This is a genomic window from Nonomuraea sp. NPDC049625, assembly GCF_040675285.1.
Classification (GTDB): Bacteria; Actinomycetota; Actinomycetes; order Streptosporangiales; family Streptosporangiaceae; genus Nonomuraea; species Nonomuraea angiospora_A.
Window position 1 is genome coordinate 815992 of the sequence record NZ_JBFAOQ010000004.1, and the last position, 16033, is coordinate 832024.

Sequence of the window (16033 nt, forward strand, 5' to 3'; positions counted from 1 at the left end):
AACGATGCCGGACTGGGGAACGCTCCCCCGCATGCTTCGCGACCAGGCAGAAACCCACCCCGGCGCCGTCGTGATCGCCGAGGGCGGCACGCGGACGACACTGTCCGAGCTGCGGGCCTCGGCGGCCGAGATCGCCCGCGGCCTCATCGCCCTCGGCGTCGGGCCCGGTGACCGGGTGGCGATGTGGGGGGTGAACTCGGCGTTCTGGGTGCGGCACGCGTTCGGGATCTGGGACGCGGGGGCGGTCATCGTGCCGCTCTCGTCCCGTTTCAAGGGCATCGAGGCCGCCCAGCTGATCGAGAAGACCGGCGCCAAGGTGCTCATCACCGGAGCGGGCCCGTCGGCCGCCCCCCTCGCCGACCTGCTGCCGCCCCTTTCCGGCCTGCACCGCCCCGACGACTTACGCGCCCTGGGCACGCGGGTCTCCGCCCGGGAGGCCGAGGGGCGGGCGCTCGCCGTACGCCCTGACGACCTGTGCGAGATCATGTCCACGTCGGGCACCACGGGCGTGCCCAAGGGCGTCATGATCGACCACTCCCAGGTCCTGCGCGGCTACTGGGACTGGTCCGAGATCGTCACCCTCGACGAGCGCGACCGCTATCCGATCGTCGCCCCGTTCAGCCACGGGTTCGGGCTGAACGCGGGGCTCATCGCCTGCGTCCTGCGCCGGGCCACGATGATGCCGATCCCCGTCTTCACGCCCGACGCCGTGATGTCGCTGATCTCCTCCGAGCGGATCACGGTGCTGGCCGGGCCGCCGACGCTCTTCCACCGGATACTGGACGAGCTGGACCGCGGGTCCTGGGACGTGTCCTCGCTGCGCGTGGCCATCTGCGGCGCCGCCGCCGTCCCCGCCCGCCTGATCACGCGGCTGGTGGAACGGGTCGGGCTGGAGCGGATGATCAACGCGTACGGGCTGATGGAGGGCACGGTCGTCTCCATGACCCGCGCCGGGGACCCCATCGACGTCATCGCCAACACCACTGGCCGGACCGTGCCCGGGATCGAGGTGCGGATCGTGGACGACGACGGCAAGGAGGTCGCGGCCGGGGAGCGCGGGGAGATCCTGCAGCGGGGCTACGGGGTGATGCGGGGGTACTGGGGCGAGCCCGCGCGGACGGCGGAGGTCGTGGACGGCGACGGGTGGCTGCACACGGGGGACGTGGGGGTGCTGGACCCGGCGGGCAACCTGGCCATCGTGGACCGCAAGAAGGAGCTCTACATCGTCAACGGGTTCAACGTCTCGCCGGCCGAGGTGGAGTCGCTGCTGCTGCGGGAGGGTTCGCTGGCGCAGGCGGCGGTCGTGGGCGTGCCGGACCCGGCCAGGGGGGAGGCGGGGGTGGCGTACGTCGTCCCGCGGCCCGGAGCCGCCGTCGATCCGGAGGGGCTGATCGGCTGGGCCAGGGACAACATGTCCAACTACAAGGTGCCCAGGCGGGTCGTGGTGGTGGACTCGCTGCCGGTGAACGTGAACGGCAAGGTGGACAAGCTGGCGCTCCGCACGTCGGCCGAGGCTCTCCTGAGGGAGTGAACTCCATCTCCGGCAAGGTGAGAACGTCTGCCGGGGCTCCAGGGCGGGTAGGGTCAAATTAGCGCCATCTGCCCCAGGAGCTGCCATGTTGCGCCTGTTGGCCGGGGAGGCCGCACGTAGATTCGGGGGGCGCGCCGCTGTCGTCACCGGCTCCGCCGTACTGACCTTCGCCGACCTGGACCGGCTCTCCGACCAGGTGGCCGCCGGGCTGGCCCATCGGGGGACGCGCGTCGGCGACGTCGTGGCGCTGGCGCTCCCGGACGGGCCCGAGTTCGTGATCTGCTACGTGGCGGCCGCGAAGATCGACGCGGTGACGGCCGGCATCGGGACCGAGCGGCCCGAACTGCTGGCCCGGCTGGACCCGGCCATCGTCATCACCGCCCCCGGGGTGCTCCCGCCGCTGCCCGGGCTCGACGTGGTGACGCTGCCCATCGAGCGCGGCGGCCCCGTCCGGCTCGGGAGCCTGTGCAGGCGGGAGCCGCCACCGCCGCCGTTCCCGCCGGACCCCGCACGACCGGTCGTGATCACGTTCACCTCGGGCAGGACGGGACCACCCAAAGGGGTCGTGTTCGGCAACAAGCAGCTGGAGGCGATCAGAGCCCACGGGGCGGGGACGCGCTGGGGGACGGGCGACGCGCGGCTGGTGCCGCATCCGCTGGGCCGGCTCGGGTTCGCCACGCGGCTGCCGATGTTCCTGCAGACCGGGCGGACCTGTCACGTCCTGCCCGAATGGAGCCCGGACGCCGCGATCAAGGTGATCCGCGAGCACGGGATCGAGGTGCTCCACGGCACCCCGTACCAGCTCTCGCGCATCCTGGCCTGCGGCGGGGACCTGCCGGACCTGGCCCTCGTCCTGTCCGCCGGCGCGCCCGCCCCGCCCAAGCTGATCAGGGCGTTGCGGGACAGATACCGCGTGCCCGTGTGCAACCGGTACATCTGCCCCGAAGCCGGGCTGGGGCTCGGCACCCGGCCCGACGACCCGCCCGAGGACGCCGAGGTCTGTGTCGGCAGGCCACGAGGCGGTGTGGACGTGTCGATCAGGAGCGCCGACGGACGCGTACTGTCAGATGAGGACGAAGGCGAGGTACTCCTCCGCTCCGAGGCTGTGATGAGCGGCTACGTTGGCAAGAACACCGATCATGCGGTGTTCGCGAGGGACGGGTTCATCCGGACCGGCGATCGGGGATACCTGGATCACACCGGCCGGTTACATCTGGTGGGACGCGTGTAACCGAGTCTTAGGAGGCAGCGTGGCGTTGCACGTGGCGGTCATCGGGTCGGGCCCCGCCGGGATCTACACGGCCGAGGCTCTGGTGAAGCAGTCGGCCGAGCCCGTCGAGGTCGACGTCCTCGAACTCCTGCCGACCCCGTACGGGCTGGTCAGGTACGGCGTCGCGCCCGACCACACGTCGATCAAGTCGATCGCGAACTACCTGCGGAAAGTGCTCGAACTGCCCGAGGTCCGCTTCCTCGGCGGCGTCACGCTGGGCGAGCACGTCTCCGTCGAGGACCTGCTGGGCGCCTACGACGCGGTCGTCTACTGCACGGGCGCGATGGTCGACAGGAAGCTCGGCATCCCCGGTGAGGACCTGCCCGGCAGCGTGGCGGCGACCGACTTCGTCAACTGGTACTGCGGGCACCCCGACGTCGATCCGGGGCGGTTCACGCTCGACAGCTCCGAGGTCGCGGTGATCGGCGTCGGCAACGTGGCGGTCGACGTCGTACGCGTCCTGGCCAAGACCCACGAGGAGCTGCGCTCCACGGACGTGCCGCACGACGTGCTCGAACGCCTCGAGGCGAGCCAGGTCAAGGCCATCCACATGATCGGCCGCCGCGGCCCCGAGCACGCCAAGTTCACCCTGAAGGAGCTGCGCGAGCTGGGCGAGCTGGCCAACGCCGACGTCTGCGTCCGCCCCGACGAGGCCGTCGTCCTGGGCGTCGACTTCCCGCGCCAGGTCCAGGGCAACATCAAGGTCCTGCAGTCGTGGGCCGCCCGCAACCCGGTGGGCCGCCCGCGCCGCCTCGACGTGCGCTTCTGGCTGCGGCCCGTGGAGATCCTCGGCACCGAGCGGGTGGAGGGCCTCAAGCTCGAACGCACCCGCCTGTCGGAGGAGGGGCGCGTGGTCGGCACGGGCGAGTTCGAGACGCTGCCGGTCGGCATGGTGCTGCGTTCGGTGGGCTACCAGAGCGTGCCGCTGCCCGGGGTGCCGTTCTCGGAGAAGACCATGACCGTGCCGAACGAGGCCGGGCGGGTGCGCGACCGCGAATACGTGGCAGGCTGGCTCAAACGCGGTCCCACCGGGGTGATCGGCACCAACAAGTCCGACGCGGCGGAAACGGTCCGCACGCTCCTCGCCGACCTCTCGGATCGCCCGCGGGTGAGCGGCGGGGCCATCGACGCGCTGCTGGCCGCGCGCGGGGTGCGTCCCGTAACGTACGACGACTGGCTGGCGATCGAGGCGGCCGAGGCCGAGCTGGCCAGGTCGCTGGGCCGCGGCGAACGCGTCAAGCTGGTCGGCCTGGAGGCAATGCTCCGTGCGTTCCGTTCCTGAGGGGTTCGACGAGGCCTACCGGGTCCAGCAGGCCCGCTATCCCTCCGCCGGCGCGGACCGGCAGCCGGTCCACACCGTCTACGTCCCGGCCGACCGGTTCTCGATCCGCACACTCTCCGAGTGGCGCGATCAGGCGTTGTCCCTGGTCAAGGCGCATCTGCCCGATCCCGCCGCGCTGGCGGAGGTCTTCGGGGTGCCCGGCGGGCTGGCCGCCGCCGTGCACCCCAAGGTGATCCAGAAGCTCTCCTCGGAGCCGATCGAGGACCTGCGCATCGACTTCGAGGACGGGTACGGCGTACGTCCCGACCTGGTGGAGGACGATCACGTGGCGCAGGCCGTCGAGGCGGTGGCCACGATGCACGCGGCGGGCACGCTGCCGCGGCGGTGGGGGCCTCGGGTGAAGTCGTTCGCCGACGGGGATCCCGCCCGGTCGGTGCGCACGCTCGACCTGTTCCTCTCGGGGCTGATGGGGCGGGCCGGCGAGCTGCCGCCGGGTTTCACGGTGACCTTTCCCAAGATCCTCATGGAGGCCTACCTCGGTCAGTTCACGGAGGTGCTGGCCCGGCTGGAGGACGAGCTGGGGGTGCGGCTGCGGTTCGAGATGCAGGTGGAGGCGCCGCAGACGCTGCACTTCCTGCGCGGGGACCTGGCGGAGTCGCTGGGCGGGCGGCTCGCGGCGGCGCATTTCGGGGTCTTCGACTACACGGCCGCGATCGGGCTGCCGCCGCACGAGCAGCGGCTGGACCATCCGGCGTGCGACCATGCCCGGCACGTGATGCAGACGGCGTTCGCGGGCACGAGGGTGGAGCTGTCGGACGGGTCGCTCGCCGCCTCTCCGGCCTCCGGGCTCACCCGTGACGTGCACGCGCTGTGGCGGCGGCACGCCGAGCTGGTCAGGCATTCGCTGGGGCACGGCTTCTACCAGGGGTGGGACATGCATCCTTCCCATCTGGTGAGCCGCTTCGCCACCGTTTTCGCCTTCCATCTGGAGCGCTATGACGCGTACCAGGAGCGGGTGAGAGCGTGGGAGGAGCAGCGGGAGGCGGGGGGCGGCGTCATGGACGAGCCCGCCACGATCCGCACGCTGGTGGCCGCTCTCAGGCGCGCGGACGCGGCCCTGCCCTGACGTGAGGGGCGGGGTCAGTCGCGTTCGACCAGGGACCGCCACTGGCGTACCAGGCGCCACTCCACCGGGTCGGACCAGCTCGCCCGCACGGCGGAGCCCACGTGGAAGGCGCGGATGCCGTAGTCGAGCAGCGCCGGCACGTGCGCCGGCTTCAGCCCGCCCCCGGCCAGGATGATCGAGCCGTCACCGGCGTCGGCGCGCGCCCTCAGCACCGGCAGCCCCTCCCCCACCCCGTTGGGCGAGCCCGAGGTGAGCACGGTGGCCAGGTTGGGCAGCAGCCGCACGGCCCGCCAGGACGCCTGGACGTCGGCGGCGTGATCGACCGCCCGGTGGAACGTCCACGGGAGCGGCGAGACGGCGTGGATGAGCGCCTCGGTCGCCGTGAGGTCGACCTTCCCCGAGCCGTCGAGGAACCCGAACACGAACCCCGCCGCCCCCGCCTGCGCCAACGCCTTGGCGTCCCGCCTCAGGCGGTCGAGCACGTCGGGGTCGGCGATGAAGTTGGCGTCACAGCGGAGCATCACCATCTGAGGGAGGGGGCACTCCGCGGCGATCGCGGCAACCGTGTCCGGGGAAGGGGTCAGCCCGTCGGCCGCCATGTCGGCGACGACCTCCAGCCGGTCGGCTCCACCCTGTTCAGCTGCCACGGCGTCACGCACGTTGAGGGCGATCACCTCGAGCAGGGATCCGGTCATGGAGGAGAGGTTATATGGTGCTCTGCACCGTTCCGCCGCTGATCACACCAAAAAGTCCCCGCCAACGGCCTCCCCCGTCGCCGCAGGGCCCGTTTCAGGCCCTCAAACGCTCCCACAGCGCCCGCGCGACCGGAACCCCCTGCCGGGCCCCACCGGACAAGCCCGCAGCCCGCCACGTGCCCTGTGGGCCGCCCCCGGGCGCTTGGCCCCGATCCCGGTGGGACCGGGGCCATGAGTGCGGGGTGTCAGGCGGAGATGAGTTCGGCCATGGTCAGGTCACGGAAGGCCGATGTGGCCTGGTCCCGCGACGCGCGCTCGAAGAGGGCGCCGGACGCGCGGTGGGGAAGGTCCACCGTACGGACGTGGCGGAACCCGCGCCTGCGGTAGTACTCCTGCAGCCGCCAGTTCCCCTTGGCGCAGTCCAGGCGCAGCCACGGCAGCCCGGCCGCGTGGGCGTAGGTGCAGGCCCAGTCCAGGAGGGCGTCCCCGAGGCCGCTGCCGGACCAGGGACGGGCCACGGCGAGCTTGTGGACATAAAGGGCAGCCCCGGGGTCGTCGTCGAGTGTCCAGAACTCGGGGTCGGCGTTGTCGTCGACGGCTATCGTGGCCACCGGCGGGGCCGATTCGTCGGGGTCCAGGTATCTGAGCTCGTCTTCGAGCAGGAACAGCACCCGCTCCTCGATGAGCGGCACGATGCGCTCGGGGCCGAAGCCCCCGCGCGGCCACTGCCGCACTCCTTGCGAGTAGAGCCACTCGGAGGCGTCCGCGAGCAGCGTGAGTATGCCGGGAAGGTCCTCGGGCTCAGCTCTGCGGAGCGCGAGCGGGTGAAGAAGCGTGTTGGTGTGCATAATACAACTCCCGTTGCGTAGGGTTTACGCGCATACGCAAAGCGTGATGAAGCAATGGTGCGCGTAGCCGAAAATGGGGCCTCAACCCGATATATATGGATAAATGGCGATTTAGGGGAGTATGCACGACTCCCCTAGGCCAGCGAGGCGGCTAATTTCTCGCTGCGCCCGGCCCCAGCCGGCGGGATCACCCCTTCAACCGAGCTCGTTAGCGGCCATCGAGCTCGTATCTGATCAAATGTTTGTCGGCGGGCAGCACCGACACCGCGACACGCACTGGCATGTCGGCCCCGTCGTATCCAACTCGGACATACACCATGACTGGTGTGCCGAGCTCGAGCTGGAGGCGCTCGGCCTCCTCCTGGTTGGGCATACGGGCCCAGATGTCGTCGGTGACGCGCACCTGCGCATGCCCCAGCTCCTCCAGCACCCGGTTCGCCCCTCGCGCGATGTCTCCGGGTCTGGCGATTTCGGAGTCGGCAACCAGATCACGGGGGAAGTAGGAATCGTTGGTGTTGTACGGCTGGCCGTCCACGAAACGCAGACGGCGTCGCACCACCGCCAATTCCCCGTCCGCCAGCTCCAGTCTGCTGGCGATCTCCTCGACGGGAGAAACCGTCAGCACCTCGATGTACTGGCTTGGCTCGCGGCCTTCCTGCGCCACGGCATAGGCGAAGGCTTCCCGCAGTTCCCCAGAAGGTTGTGGCTCCAGCTCCCGCTGCGGATAGATCAGCAGCGGTCGGCGGTCTCTGACCACGGTTCCGCGCCGCGGCGTGCGCGTAACGAGCCCCTCATTGACGAGCTCTCCCAGGGCCAGCCTTACGGTGTTCCTGCTCACCCCATGGTCTTCCATGAGCTGCGCCTCGGTCGGCAGCTGTGATCCCGGGCCGAGGACGCCCGAGTAGATGGCCCGACGCAACTCCGCAGCCACCTGCTGATACAGCACCGACCTTGCCACTTTCACCCCTTTTGTTCCAACAATTTAGACGATCTGGTTCTAGCAGGCCACAACCCCTTGACCGAACCGCCTCCACCGGCCCATCATCCATTCGTTGGTACAAATCCATCTAAAGGCCGGTGAGGGGGTGAAGGCCAGTGTTGCCGGTCCGCACGGGTACGCCGTACCTGCCCTGGCATTCTCCTTGCGAAGCAACACGTTTACTGCGTTACGGGTTGCGTCGCCAGGGGTTCACCCACACCTACCAGAGCATGGGCATCGGTGTGCGCGAGCTATCGGTGTTGACTGAGCTGACCGTGTGGTGCAATGACGGATCCTTTGTCTGGAATGAGGAGGGTGGCGCCCCCGTCACGCACCCCATTGATGACCCGGTTGGTGCAGCTCAACGCATCGCCGCACGTTACCGGCAACGGGAGCTTTCACACTCCCCCATCGACTCCGTGCGCGAACCAACGGTCTAGGACTCCATCCCTCGCCGGAGTCCTGGCGCCGTCGCGCACGGGACAGGAAGCGCGTCCTGGCGGGTCCCCCACGCCCGCCAGGGCGCGTTTTCCTCCAAGGGACCAACGCAGGGCCTCGCGCCTTCCCGCCATGGGCGGGGGCCGCGCCCTTCCAGGCGGATCCCGCGCCCCAGGCGCGTGGGTGACCGCCGTCCGCGCCGATTCCCGGGCGCTCGCCGGCCTTCGGGTCCTCGCCGACCCCGAAGCACTCGCCGCCGCCCAGAACGGCACACCCCATCTTTTACGGTCGCCACGGGCGACCCCACCCGCCGACCACGGCCGGGCCCCGTCCAGGGAGACGCTTCTCCGGTGTGCGGGGCCGGGCGCCGTCACGGCACGGCACGACCGGCTGGGTGGTTCCGTCGAGGACCGGCGGGCAGGCGGGATCGCGACTCGTGACCCGCAGGTCACGCGTGTCACCGAGATCCCATCAGTCATCGTTCGCCGCCAGTCCGAGCCGTCCGCGTCGACGCCTTCTGACATCATCATCAACCCTCGGAGCCGAACCTGTGGGCCCCTTCGTGATGGTGGGACTGGTGGGATTTTCCGGTACCAATCCAATTTCCGGAACAAGGTCAACTAGCGGGAGGATTTGCGCTGGACCGGATGATCATCCAGATTCCCGTCATCCTCCACCGGCGCCCAGTCCACCAGGGTCAACCGCTCGTCGACCCGGCGGTAGGCGGCCCGCACCCGCCGGCCGCGCTCCGGAGAGCCGTCGCCGCACCAGTTCCCGTACACGAAGCACCCCGGCACCGCCGCCAGCCGGACCATCACCACTACGTACGGCACCCCGAACCCCGGCATGAACGGCTGATGGTTGACGATCCAGCTCTCGACCACCCCCTCGGGCTCCACGTCCCGCCAGTGCCACGCCTCCGTACGGCACTCGGGACAGAACGCCCGCGCCGGGAAACGCACCGCCCCGCACCCCTCGCACTCCTGCACGGCGAACTCCTGCCCGGCGACCCGCTCCCACCACTGCCTGGAGTCCCGGTCGGGTTCGGGCCGGTAGGCCGTCATCATGATCTCCTCAGGATCAGGGCGGAGGTGGCCGGCAGGATGTAGCCGGGCTGGGCCGTGGACAGCGCGACCTCGGCCCCGGGCACCTGGCGGTCGCCCGCGTCGCCTCTGAGCTGGGAGACCGCCTCGGCGATGTGGTTGATGCCGTGGACGTAGCCCTCGGACAGGAAGCCGCCGTGGGTGTTGACCGGGAGCGGACCGTCCGGCGCCGTCGCGCCCGAGGCCACGTACGGGCCGCCCTCGCCCTTCTCGCAGAAGCCGTAGTCCTCGAGCTGGACGATCACCGAGTACGTGAAGCAGTCGTACAGCTCGGCCACGTCGATGTCCGCCGGTCCCAGCCCGGCCTGCGCGTAGAGGCGCGGGGCCAGTGCGGCGGCCGCGGTCACCGTGGGGTCGGCGGACGGGCCCGAGAGGTGGGACGTGCCGCCGCCCCAGGCCGCGGCCGAGATCAGCACCGGGGGGCGGCGGAGAGCGCGGGCGCGTTCTGCCGTGGTGACGACCACGGCGCAGGCTCCGTCCGTCTCCAGGCAGCAGTCCAGCAGCCGGAACGGCTCCGCGATCCACCTGCTCGCCAGGTAGTCGTCCAGCGTGATGGGGGTGCGCATCAGGGCACGCGGGTTCTTGGCCGCGTTGGCGCGCTGGGTGACGGCTAGTTGCCCGAAATGCTCCGCTTTAGTGCCATATTTCAGCATGTGCGCTCGGGCGTACATGGCGTACTGCTGCGGCGGCGCCACATACCCGTACGGCGCTTGATACTGCACCTCCGGGCTCGCCGGCACGCCCCGGCCGGTGCCGCCCATGCGGAACTCGGAACGGGCGTTGATGGCCCGATAGCACACCACCGTCTCGGCCACCCCGGCCGCCACCGCCAGCACCGCCTGACCGACGACCGCGTGCGAGACACTGCCGCCGCCGAACTGGTCGAGATGCCAGGCGAGGTCGGTCAGTCCCAGCGCGGGGGCCACCAGCGTGGGGGCGGCGGAGTCACCGACGCGGTGCGTGGCCAGCCCGTCCACCTCGTCCACCGACAGCCCCGCGTCCTCCAGCGCGGCCAGCACGGCACGGCAGGCCAGCGTGAGGGTGCTGACGCCCGAGTCCTTCGTGAAGGGGGTGTAGCCGACCCCGGCTATCGCGGTGCGGTCTCGGATATCAAGCAAGCGCTTGGGCACAAACGTCACGTTAGGCCCGAAATTTCCCCCATGTCAACGCACCCACCCACCGGTCGCCCGGGTGGGCGGGGTGCGCGACCGGGTGCCAGCGGCTCGTTACGCGCCGTGGGGCATGCGAACTTGACATGGTTTCCCGGTTCGCCCTACCGTCCAAGCAAGCGCTTGGTATGATAGAGCGCAGACGGTGGACTAGGAGGCGGACCATGAGCACACACGCTGCCCGGCTCGTCGCGCCGGACGGCTGTCGCGGCCTTCCGACGCCCCCTCAGCGCAGGATTCGCAACGGAGCCGCCATGCCGACCGGCCCTTCACCCCACAGCGCGAACGGTCACCTCGACAGCCTCCGCTTCCGGCAGGTGCTCGGGAGGTTCGCGACCGGTGTGGTGGCGATCACGGCGGTCGATCCGATGAACGGCCTGCCGTCCGGCCTGGCGGCCAACTCCTTCACCTCGGTCTCGCTCGACCCGCCCCTGGTGGCGTTCTGCGTCGCCTACACCAGCACCAGCTGGCCCAAGGTGCGCGGCGCGAAGGTCATCACCGTGAACGTGCTGGCCGAGCACCAGCAGGCGGTGTGCGCCCAGATGGCGACCAAGGGCGGCGACAAGTTCGCGGGCCTGGAGTGGACCGGCTCCCCCGGTGGCAACCCGGTGCTCGAAGGCGCGCTGGCCTGGATCGACTGCGCGATCGAGGCCGAGCACCCGGCGGGTGACCACATGATCGTGGTGGCCCGGGTGCTCCAGCTCGACACGCACTCCGAAGGTGGCCCGCTGCTGTTCTTCCGCGGGGGCTACGGAGGCTTCGTTGAGCGTCTCTGACGGGCGCGCAGGATCGTCAGGACACAGCGAGCACGTTCCTCCAGGCATGACGGGCGTGACGGGCGCGATGAGCTCGACGGGCGCGATGAGCTCGACGGGCGCGATGGGGCCGGCGGGTGCGGTGCCGGGGCTGCGGGGAGAGGCGCGGGCCTGGTTGGAGGAGGCGCTGAGCGGCGAGTTCGCGCACGTCAGAGGGCTCGGCGGGCCCGGGCGCGAGCACGAGGGCCACGAACTGCGGCAGGCGTGGGAGCGCCACCTCGGCAAGGCCGGCTGGACCTGCCTGGGCTGGCCCGAGCGGTACGGCGGCCGCGCCGCGTCCCTGGAGGACCAGGTCGCCTTCTACGAGGAGTACGCCAGGGCCGACGCCCCCGCCAGGGTGGGCCACATCGGCGAAGGGCTGATCGGCCCGACCATTCTCGAATTCGGCACCGCCGAGCAGAAAGACCGCTTCCTGCCGCCGATCCAGCGCGGCGACGAGCTCTGGTGCCAGGGCTACTCCGAGCCCGAGGCGGGCTCCGACCTGGCCAACGTGCAGACGAAGGCGCACCTGGAAGGCGGCGAGTGGGTCGTCACCGGGCAGAAGGTGTGGACATCGCTGGCGCACGTGGCCGACTGGTGCTTCGTGCTGTGCCGTACCGAGCCCGGCTCGCAGCGGCACAAGGGGCTGTCGTACCTGCTCGTCCCCATGGACCGGGCGGGCGTGGACGTGCGGCCGATCGTGCAGCTCACCGGTACGTCGGAGTTCAACGAGGTGTTCTTCGACGGCGCGCGCACGGCGGCGGGGAACATCCTCGGAGCGCCGGGCGACGGGTGGCGGGTCGCGATGGCCACGCTCGGCTACGAGCGGGGGGCCTCGACGCTCGGGCAGCAGATCGGGTTCAGGCGGGAGCTGGCCAAGGTCGTCGAGACCGCCGGACGGACGGGCGCGATCGACGATCCGGTGCTGCGTGACAGGCTCGTCCAGTCGTGGCTGGAGCTGGAGATCATGCGGCTGAACGCGCTCCGGATGCTGCGGCGGCCGAACCCGGGGCCCGAGGTGTCGATCGCCAAGCTCTACTGGTCGGAGTGGCACCGGAGGCTGGGCGAATTGGCGCAGGCCGTGCAGGGGAAGGCAGGGCTGGTGACCGAGCCCACCCAAGACGCCCAGGACGGCCGGGCCGGTGAGGCCGGGCAGGGCGAGTTCAATGAGTTGCAGCGGCTCTACCTGTTCAGCCGCGCCGACACGATCTATGCCGGATCCAGCGAGATCCAGCGGAACATCATCGCCGAGCGCACCCTGGGACTCCCCCGCTGATTGGAGCACGGATGCCCCCGTACCCGAAGGCGCACGGACTGCTCGACGGCAAGGTGACGCTCGTGACGGCCGCCGCAGGAGCGGGCATCGGCTACGCGACCGCGAGGCGCTGTGCCGAGGAGGGCGCCACGATCGTCGTCTCGGACCGGCACGAGCGCCGCCTGGCCGCCGCCGCCGACGCGCTGACCGAGCTCACCGGCGTCAAGCCGCTGGCCGTGCCGTGCGACGTGACGTCAGAGGCGCAGGTGCTGGCGCTGTTCGACGCGGTGGTGGAGGCGCACGGCAGGCTCGACGTGGTGGTCAACAACGCGGGACTCGGCGGTACGGCGTCGCTGGCGGAAATGTCCGACGAGCAGTGGCACACGGTCATCGACGTCACCCTCAACGGCACCATGCGCTGCACCAGGGCCGCGCTCAGGCAGATGATCGCCCAGGGCTCCGGCGTCATCGTGAACAACGCCTCGGTGATCGGCTGGCGGGCCCAGCGCGGACAGTCGCACTACGCCGCCGCCAAGGCCGGGGTGATGGCGCTGACCAGGTGCGTCGCGCTGGAGGCCGCCGAGCACGGCGTGCGGGTGAACGCGGTGGCGCCCTCGCTGGCGGTGCACCCGTTCCTGGCGAAGGTGACCAGCGAGGAGCTGCTGGCGGAGCTGGCGGCCAAGGAGGCGTTCGGGCGGTCGGCGGAGCCGTGGGAGGTGGCGAACGTGATCGTCTTCCTGGCCAGCGACTACTCGTCGTACATGACGGGCGAGGTGGTCTCGGTCTCCTCGCAGCACCCCTGACGAGGGACGTCCGCGCCTACCCTGACGCGGGCCTGTCAGGGAAAGATCAGGGTGGTCGGCAGGGTCCCGGGGATCTAGTGTCCGAGGCATGGGCGCACGCTCCTCCTTCCTGCTCGATGTCCTCATGGCAGAGTTCGGCGAGTCGATCAAGCGAGACCCCGCCGCTTTTAGGCGGAAATTTCGGAAAATGGCGGCCTCTCCGTTCGCGTTCTACCGGGGCAGTGCCTGCCTGTTCTACGCGGACATGGCCGAGTCCTACGCGGACCGTTCCTACCTGGACGAACCCACCAGCCGGGTCTGGATCCACGGCGACCTGCACGCCGAGAACTTCGGCACGTACATGAACGCCTCCGGCGTCCTCGTCTTCAACGTCAACGACTTCGACGAGGCCTACGTGGGCCCGTACGTCTGGGACCTCAAGCGCTTCGCCGCCAGCGTGGCGCTCATCGGTTACGCCAAGGCGCTGTCCGACGACTCGATCAGCGTGCTCGTCACCGACTTCGCCGCCGCGTACCTGGTCGAGCTGGGGGCCCTCGCCGCGGGCGGGGACGACGCGATCGGCTCGCTCACCCTGGAGACCACCAGCGGCGTGCTGCACCGGGTGCTCCAGACGGCGCGGCTCAGCACGCGGGTGGCGCTGCTGGACGTGGAGACCGTGATCGACGACTACGACCGGCGGTTCGCGCTCATGGAGGGGCGGGAGCCGGTGGACGCGGCGACCAGGAAGGCGGTGCTGGCCGCGTTCGAGGAGTACCTGACCACGCTGCCCGTGCAGGGCAACCCGGTCGAGCACGTGATCAAGGACGTGGCGCTGCGCAAGGGCGTGGGCATCGGCTCCGCGGGGCTGCCCTCGTACAACCTGCTGCTCGAAGGGCGCTCGCAGGCGCTGGAGAACGACGTCATCCTCTACATGAAGCAGGCGGCCGTGCCCGCGGTGGCCCGTCACGTCACCGATGAGAAGGTGGCCTCGTACTTCCTGCACCAGGGGCATCGCACGGCGGAGTCGCAGCGGGCGCTGCAGGCGTACGCCGATCCCTGGCTGGGATACACGACGCTCAACGGAGTGGGGCAGCTCGTGGCCGAGGTGTCGCCGTACTCGGCGGACCTGGGCTGGGACGACGTGAACGAGCCGGCCGAGCTGCGCTCGATCGTGCAGGACCTGGGGCGGGCGGTGGCGCGCATGCACTCGGTGGCCGACGACGAGTCCAGTCACGACCTGGTCGACTTCTCGACGGAGGAGGCGATCGTGGCGGTCATCGGCAACGACAAACCCGGATTTATCGGGATGCTGGTGGATTTCGCCCACCGGTACGGGGCACAGGCCCGGGAAGACCATCAACGGTTCGTCGACCTGTTCCGCAACGGCCGGCTCCCTGGCGTCTGACCCCGGCCGCCGAGCGGGCGGTCAGGCAGGAGGGGCGTCGTGCGACATCTGATCGGGCTGCTGCTGGGGACCGAGGAGGACTGGCCGTCGGCGTTCGAGACGGTGCTGCGGCGGCTCGGGCCCATCAAGGGGGTGGGCGAGTTCGACGTGGAGCGTCTCACGATCGAGCCGTTCGACCTGCGCGCGAAGCCGCGTCACGAGCTGGTGATCGACCGGCTGGCGTACTGGTACTACCACCCGCGCGAGTGGCTCAAGAAGGTCGCCATGATGGACGACGTCTACCTCCTGAACAGCCCGTTCACGTTCCAGTCGATGGAGAAGCACACGGCGTACTGCGCGATGATGCGGCTCGGGCTCAAGGTGCCGGAGACGGTGCTGGTCCCGTTCAAGAACCCGGTCGACAACGCGCGGTACGCCTACACCGCGACCCGCTACAACGAGCCCTTCGACCTGGACGAGGTAGCGGAGCGGATCGGCTACCCGCTGTTCATGAAGCCCTACGACGGCGGGGCCTGGCGCGGCGTCTCACTCGTGCGCGACCGGGACGAGCTGCACCGGGCCTACGACCAGAGCGGCGAGATGCTCATGCATCTCCAGCAGGCCATCGACGGGTACGACGCGTTCGCCAGGTCGCTGTCGATCGGCGCGGAGACCATGGTCATGCGCTTCAGGCCCGAGGAGCCGATGCACGCCCGCTACGTCGTCGACCACGCGTTCCTGTCGCCGTCCGTGGGCGAGGAGGTGGTGACGATCGGGAAGCTGGTGAACGCGTTCTTCCGGTGGGAGTTCAACTCCTGCGAGACCCTGGTCAAGGGCTCTGACGTGCACCCGATCGACTACGCCAACGCCTGCCCCGACGTGGCGCTGACCAGCCTGCACTACTACTTCCCCTGGGCGATCAAGACGCTGGTGAAGTGGAGCGTGTTCTGCGTGGCCACCCGGCGCAGGCCGCGCATCGACCTGGAGACGCACGACTACTTCTCCGTGGCGGGGACGTACGAGGAGCGGCTGGCCGAATACCGCCGGCTGGCCGACGCGTACTTCGAGACCGAGCGCTACCACGACTTCTGCCAGGACCGCCTGCCGCACCTCGACGAGGTGGTGCTGGAGTGGGTGGCCGGGGCCGAGTTCGACCGGTTGCTGGTGGACACCGTGACCGCCACGTACCCGGCCCATGAGCGTGACCGCTTCGTCGAGCACTTCAGGGGGCTGCTGCGCCTGTGGGTGAAGGACTCGGCCGGGCTCGCCCCCGGATAGCCGGACCAGATCGACCCTGGCGTGGAGAAGGGGCTGAGGTACGGCGGCGAGCGCCTTCTCCACGAGATCGACCTGGTCCGGGGCTGGTGTGCGCCTCTC

14 protein-coding genes are annotated in these 16033 nt (G+C 70.1%); 9 read left to right on the forward strand and 5 right to left on the reverse strand.

Features of this window, described 5'->3' with window-relative positions:
- Positions 1-4: 4 nt before the first annotated feature.
- The 4 genes from AB0J87_RS22125 to AB0J87_RS22140 all read left to right on the forward strand — a co-directional run bounded on the left by AB0J87_RS22125 (position 5) and on the right by AB0J87_RS22140 (position 5209).
- Complete coding sequence (locus AB0J87_RS22125) at positions 5-1531, forward strand: AMP-binding protein (protein ID WP_363967735.1); 1527 nt, start codon at positions 5-7, stop codon at positions 1529-1531.
- A gap of 85 nt (positions 1532-1616) precedes the next feature.
- Positions 1617-2762, forward strand: coding sequence for an AMP-binding protein (locus AB0J87_RS22130; RefSeq protein WP_363967737.1), 1146 nt, complete (start codon positions 1617-1619; stop codon positions 2760-2762).
- A 19-nt stretch (positions 2763-2781) separates the two neighbouring features.
- The gene (locus AB0J87_RS22135; protein ID WP_363967739.1) at positions 2782-4083 is read left to right on the forward strand and encodes an FAD-dependent oxidoreductase; all 1302 of its coding nucleotides are present in this window, start codon (positions 2782-2784) and stop codon (positions 4081-4083) included.
- Positions 4067-5209 (forward strand): aldolase, encoded by a 1143-nt coding sequence (locus AB0J87_RS22140; RefSeq protein ID WP_363967741.1) that lies wholly within the window; start codon positions 4067-4069, stop codon positions 5207-5209. Before AB0J87_RS22135 ends, AB0J87_RS22140 begins: the two co-directional genes overlap by 17 nt.
- A 14-nt stretch (positions 5210-5223) precedes the next feature.
- On the opposite strand, the gene AB0J87_RS22145 is transcribed toward AB0J87_RS22140, so the two are convergent.
- From AB0J87_RS22145 to AB0J87_RS22165, 5 genes are all read right to left on the reverse strand, one after another.
- Positions 5224-5904: a copper homeostasis protein CutC gene (locus AB0J87_RS22145; RefSeq protein ID WP_350724601.1), complete on the reverse strand. Its 681-nt coding sequence runs from the start codon at positions 5902-5904 to the stop codon at positions 5224-5226.
- Between the two features lie 245 nt (positions 5905-6149).
- A complete protein-coding gene (locus AB0J87_RS22150) occupies positions 6150-6752 on the reverse strand; it encodes a GNAT family N-acetyltransferase (RefSeq protein ID WP_363967743.1) in 603 nt (200 codons plus the stop codon).
- Positions 6753-6960: 208 nt separating this feature from the next.
- Positions 6961-7698, reverse strand: a complete 738-nt coding sequence (locus AB0J87_RS22155; RefSeq protein WP_355201549.1) for a GntR family transcriptional regulator — start codon at positions 7696-7698, stop codon at positions 6961-6963.
- A gap of 1091 nt (positions 7699-8789) precedes the next feature.
- Positions 8790-9236, reverse strand: coding sequence for an OB-fold domain-containing protein (locus tag AB0J87_RS22160; protein ID WP_363967746.1), 447 nt, complete (start codon positions 9234-9236; stop codon positions 8790-8792).
- On the reverse strand, positions 9233-10402 hold the full coding sequence (locus tag AB0J87_RS22165; RefSeq protein WP_363967748.1) for an acetyl-CoA acetyltransferase: 1170 nt from the start codon (positions 10400-10402) through the stop codon (positions 9233-9235). Before AB0J87_RS22165 ends, AB0J87_RS22160 begins: the two co-directional genes overlap by 4 nt.
- Positions 10403-10695: 293 nt before the next feature.
- Between AB0J87_RS22165 and AB0J87_RS22170 the strand changes: the two genes are divergently transcribed.
- The 5 genes from AB0J87_RS22170 (at position 10696) to AB0J87_RS22190 (ending at position 15934) form a co-directional block, all read left to right on the forward strand.
- Complete coding sequence (locus AB0J87_RS22170; protein WP_363967875.1) at positions 10696-11217, forward strand: flavin reductase family protein; 522 nt, start codon at positions 10696-10698, stop codon at positions 11215-11217.
- A 103-nt stretch (positions 11218-11320) separates the two neighbouring features.
- Positions 11321-12511 carry an acyl-CoA dehydrogenase family protein gene (locus AB0J87_RS22175; RefSeq protein WP_363967877.1) on the forward strand — a complete coding sequence of 397 codons (1191 nt, stop codon included), beginning with the start codon at positions 11321-11323 and terminating at the stop codon, positions 12509-12511.
- A gap of 11 nt (positions 12512-12522) precedes the next feature.
- Positions 12523-13293, forward strand: a complete 771-nt coding sequence (locus AB0J87_RS22180; RefSeq protein WP_350724592.1) for an SDR family oxidoreductase — start codon at positions 12523-12525, stop codon at positions 13291-13293.
- Positions 13294-13381: 88 nt separating this feature from the next.
- The gene (locus AB0J87_RS22185) at positions 13382-14677 is read left to right on the forward strand and encodes a DUF2252 domain-containing protein (protein WP_363967750.1); all 1296 of its coding nucleotides are present in this window, start codon (positions 13382-13384) and stop codon (positions 14675-14677) included.
- A 39-nt stretch (positions 14678-14716) separates the two neighbouring features.
- A complete protein-coding gene (locus tag AB0J87_RS22190) occupies positions 14717-15934 on the forward strand; it encodes a hypothetical protein (protein ID WP_363967752.1) in 1218 nt (405 codons plus the stop codon).
- Positions 15935-16033 lie beyond the last annotated feature (99 nt).

Bases quoted from the DNA above. Each gene is read 5' to 3' on its own strand.
- AB0J87_RS22125 (WP_363967735.1), top strand. From the start codon at position 5: ATGCCGGACTGGGGAACGCTCCCCCGCATGCTTCGCGACCAGGCAGAA.
- AB0J87_RS22130 (WP_363967737.1), top strand. From the start codon at position 1,617: ATGTTGCGCCTGTTGGCCGGGGAGGCCGCACGTAGATTCGGGGGGCGC.
- AB0J87_RS22145 (WP_350724601.1), bottom strand. From the start codon at position 5,904: ATGACCGGATCCCTGCTCGAGGTGATCGCCCTCAACGTGCGTGACGCC.
- AB0J87_RS22150 (WP_363967743.1), bottom strand. From the start codon at position 6,752: ATGCACACCAACACGCTTCTTCACCCGCTCGCGCTCCGCAGAGCTGAG.
- AB0J87_RS22160 (WP_363967746.1), bottom strand. From the start codon at position 9,236: ATGATGACGGCCTACCGGCCCGAACCCGACCGGGACTCCAGGCAGTGG.
- AB0J87_RS22170 (WP_363967875.1), top strand. From the start codon at position 10,696: ATGCCGACCGGCCCTTCACCCCACAGCGCGAACGGTCACCTCGACAGC.
- AB0J87_RS22175 (WP_363967877.1), top strand. From the start codon at position 11,321: ATGGGGCCGGCGGGTGCGGTGCCGGGGCTGCGGGGAGAGGCGCGGGCC.
- AB0J87_RS22180 (WP_350724592.1), top strand. From the start codon at position 12,523: ATGCCCCCGTACCCGAAGGCGCACGGACTGCTCGACGGCAAGGTGACG.
- AB0J87_RS22185 (WP_363967750.1), top strand. From the start codon at position 13,382: ATGGGCGCACGCTCCTCCTTCCTGCTCGATGTCCTCATGGCAGAGTTC.